This window comes from Eggerthella sp. (assembly GCF_048329335.1).
GTDB classification, from domain to species: Bacteria; Actinomycetota; Coriobacteriia; order Coriobacteriales; family Eggerthellaceae; genus Eggerthella; species Eggerthella lenta.
The window spans coordinates 1-3,653 of the sequence record NZ_DBFEGU010000014.1; the positions used below are offsets into that span (position 1 = coordinate 1).

The 3,653-nt window shown below is 63.9% G+C and carries 1 protein-coding gene and 1 pseudogene; both read right to left on the reverse strand.

Features of this window, described 5'->3' with window-relative positions:
* Positions 1 to 147: 147 nt before the first annotated feature.
* On the reverse strand, positions 148 to 3,270 hold the full coding sequence (locus ACMO6A_RS00370) for a hypothetical protein (RefSeq protein WP_418470635.1): 3,123 nt from the start codon (positions 3,268 to 3,270) through the stop codon (positions 148 to 150).
* Positions 3,267 to 3,653, reverse strand: a pseudogene (locus ACMO6A_RS00375) (hypothetical protein); the annotation flags it as partial. The gene ACMO6A_RS00370 and the pseudogene ACMO6A_RS00375, both read right to left, overlap by 4 nt.

The following is a 3,653-nucleotide window of genomic DNA, read 5'->3' on the forward strand; positions in this document are numbered from 1 at the left end:
TCCTTAAGGACTTTGGTGTTGAGGTAGCCGCCCTCTTTCCTCGGGGGCATGAGCGTGAAGAGGGCGTCGCGCAGGCTGTCGGGCAAGCCGACGACGTGCACGGTCGTCTTGGTGTCGGGGACGGGTGCGAATGACATGAGGTGCAGCTTAGAGTCCGACATTTCCGATTCCTTTCCTGAATGACTCGTAGAACGGCCCGTAAAGGGCTTTGGCGACCTCCGGCTGGTCGCTATCGTGCATGAGGCGTTCCATGTAGGCGCCAAGCTCTTCCAGGGTCCTGAACGAGAGCTTCCCGTCGCCGCCGCGGAAGGCCGCATCGGCGAAATAGACATGCGGCGCGGGCCTCTCCTTATCGGCAAGCCTCGCCAGGCGCCCGAATATCTGGATGATCGTGACCATGAGCGTGGAGATCGCGTCGTCTACGAGGAATTGCCTTCCCATGGTCCTCCATGCGCCCATGGGAAGGTTCTCGTCCCGCTCTATGGTCTTCCATGTGCGCCAGGCGGAGGCCCTGACCTCGGTCGCGAACTCCCCGGGATTGGCCGGGTAGTCGCCGACCTCCCTTTCGATGAGGCCGTTGAGCTTGCGGTATCGCCCGCCGAGGTCGTGCGGTGTGCCCATCGGGCGCACCGAGAAGATGAGGCTCGTGAACACGGCATGGCCGCCGCGGTCGACGATATTGAATCCGCGCTCGATGGCCATGGCCGGCGCCACGAGCACTTTGGCCGGATGATCGCAGAACTTGTAGACTTCGCTCCGGGGCACGAAGTGCTCCCTGTGCTCGTGGTTGTTGCGCACCAGGGCCGCGACCTTGATTGCCTGGCCCTTGCGTCGGAACTCTTGCTCGATGCGGTCGCGTGCGTCCTCGGCCTCCCGGTAGCTGTTCACGATGACCAGGGCCTTTCCCGCGCCATCCGCGTCGAGTTCGTCCCTCAGCGTGGCCATGGTCTGGGATAGGACGATGCCGAGGTTGCCGGAACGCATCTCGGCGGCGCTGCCGGACACGTTCTGCTCGATGCCGAGGTCCCTCACGGTCGAGGTGGAGAGCTTGGCCGCCTTCCACGGCTCCGCCTCGAGGAGGTAGTCGACCGGCCTGTTCACGTGGTATTGCAGGCAGCCGGGCTCCCAGCTCGAACCGGAGAGCAGGAGCACGTGCGGCCCCAGCGCCGCCCCGGCGGGGTCGGTATCGAGCCAGGGCAGCGAGCACATGAAGGCCCGCCCGAAGGCGAACTGCCGGAAAAGCCTGAGGTCGTTGCCGTCGAGCTTCATCCCGAAGATGTTGCCGATCAGCGAGTTGGGGAGATAGTGCTGCTGGCGCGTGTAGCTGAACTTGAGGAAGTTGTACAGCTCGTCGACGGAATCGTCCTTGAAGCTGAGGAGGTCCTGCGCGGAGGCGAGTTCGCGCAGATACGAGTCGAACCGGATGACCTTGAGGGCGAAGGAGAACCTGGTCCGCAGCTCGTCGGGAAGCTCCGAGCATCCGCGTGCAGCGAGGTATTCGTTCAACGAGTAGCTGTGGGTGTCGTCGTCGATGCCCTCGCAGGAGGTCGCGACCGCCTGCGAGAGCTTGTTGAGGGCCGCATCGCCGCCATCGAGGCTCTTCTTGGCAATCTCGAATCTATAGGGGTTGATGAGTTTGTCGGCATCCTCGTAAACCTGTTTGGGAAGGCCCTGCTCCAGGAGGTCGTTCAGAAGCGAGAGTGACGTGAACGCCTCGTCCTTGACGATGCGCCATTTCGCCACGCGGTCGTCCCTGACGGATTTGAGCAGCGCCTTCGCGACGGGCTCGGATTTCTGGCGCAGGTCGTAGAAAAGCTCCTCGTTGAAGTCCCTCATCTTGTCGTCCGGGCGCCGCTTCATGGCTGCGGCTGTCGGGTCGGCGGCGTTGCGGATGAGCTCCTGGAAGCTCATGCTAGGGGCGAAGCAGCCGTCGAGCTGCGCCTGCACGCGGTCCGCCTCATTGAACAGGACGACGTCGAACTGCTGAAGGGCCTCCTCGAAGAATGCCTTGCGCTCCCTTCCGACGATCATGGTGGCGAAGCCGGTGGGAGTCGTGACCACGACGTCGGATGTCAGGGACTCGCGGGCCATGGCCTGCGATGGGCACACGTCCCAGTACGGGCATGAGTTCGCGCCGCCCTTCTTGGACCGGAGGCCGCGGCATGGCGTGCTGCCGTATCCGCAGGCCTCGGAATCGGAAGAGGAGAGCCCGTCCATGATGCAGGCGGTCTCCAGGTATTTGGATGCGGAATGGCCGAGGAGCATGGAGTCATCGTGGTCGAAGAACTCGTCGAGCCGTTCGATGCGCCTGCCGCGCGACACCAGGGGCGAGGCGCTGATTCCCGCCTCGCGAAGCAGGACGACGCTTTCCATCACGTCCGATACCGAGTTGAGCAGGGATACCGCGCGCAGGCCGCGCTTCGCGAGGCAGACGATGAGCATGTTGGCGAGGACGGACTTGCCGGCGCCGACGAGGCCGACGAGGCTCACGACCTCATCGAGGCGCAGGCCGTCGGCGACGGATGTGCTGCCGCCGACGGCCCGCTTGAGGAGCCCCTGGTCCTTGACCCTTCTGAGCACGGCAGCGTAGTGGGTCTTCCCGGTCTTCTCCCCGACTTCGTCCGCGGTCGAGATGAGCTCGTCGAGGGTGATATCGATGGGCGGGCGCCTGCTCTTGCGGGGGATATCGTCAATCTTGCCCGTTTGGGGCGGCACGGCATCGGGTATGGTCACCCAACGGATCGATCCGGTTACCGTGGTATCGCCGGTCGCCTCGGGCTTGCATGTGTAGGAATACCGTCCTTTGGGTCTCGCGACCACGTTTTTATGGGAGAGTTTGACATCGCCGAGGAGGCGGTCTATATAGATCGGCATGCGGTCGATCCCGGTAAGGGGGTGCTCGCGCAGGGCCATTCCGCCGTCGGCGATATCGAAGAACCGGTACCGCTCATATTCCGCGCGCTCGTAGAGGCCCAGCAGTCGCCGCCAGGCCGTGGATGAAGCCAGCGAGAACAGGTGTCGGCGCGCCATCTGCATGAGGTGGCCGTCCGCGCCGATGGTCTCGGGCCTGATGAGCTGGTAGTTCGATAGGAGCCTGTCGGCCTTTCGGGGATCGGCGCCGGGACCGCATACGCGTACCGCGAGCGCGAGCAGCGACTCCACATTCAGGAACTCGTCGAGGGATAGGTCGCTGTCCTCGGGATAGCGCACCTCGAGATTGCGCTTCAGCTGGTCGAAGCCTTCCTGGGCTGTATCATTCGGCTCGTTCATCGCGTGCCTCCCTTCGCGGCGGCATTGAGTCGTTTCGAGAAGTTGCGCAGCGTTTCGCATGAATAGCCGGTCTTGCCGCGCAGGACGGCATTGCATAGCGCGCGATATCCGGGATGGTCCCGTTCGACTTGGTCCGGCACGACATAGGCCACCTCGTCCGCGCACATCTGGGCGATGCCGGTGTCGTCCTCTATCTCGCGGGCAAGCCGCTCGGCGCGGCCGTATGCCTTGGCGTCGACGGCAAGCTGTCGGCCGTCCGGCAGATGGATCAGGATGTCGCAGGTGTCCTTGAGGGGCCACATTTCGTATTTCAGACCGAGGCCCGCTGCGGCCTCGGCGATCGCCAGCTCGAGCTTTCCGGGGGAAGAGATGTAGTGCATGAC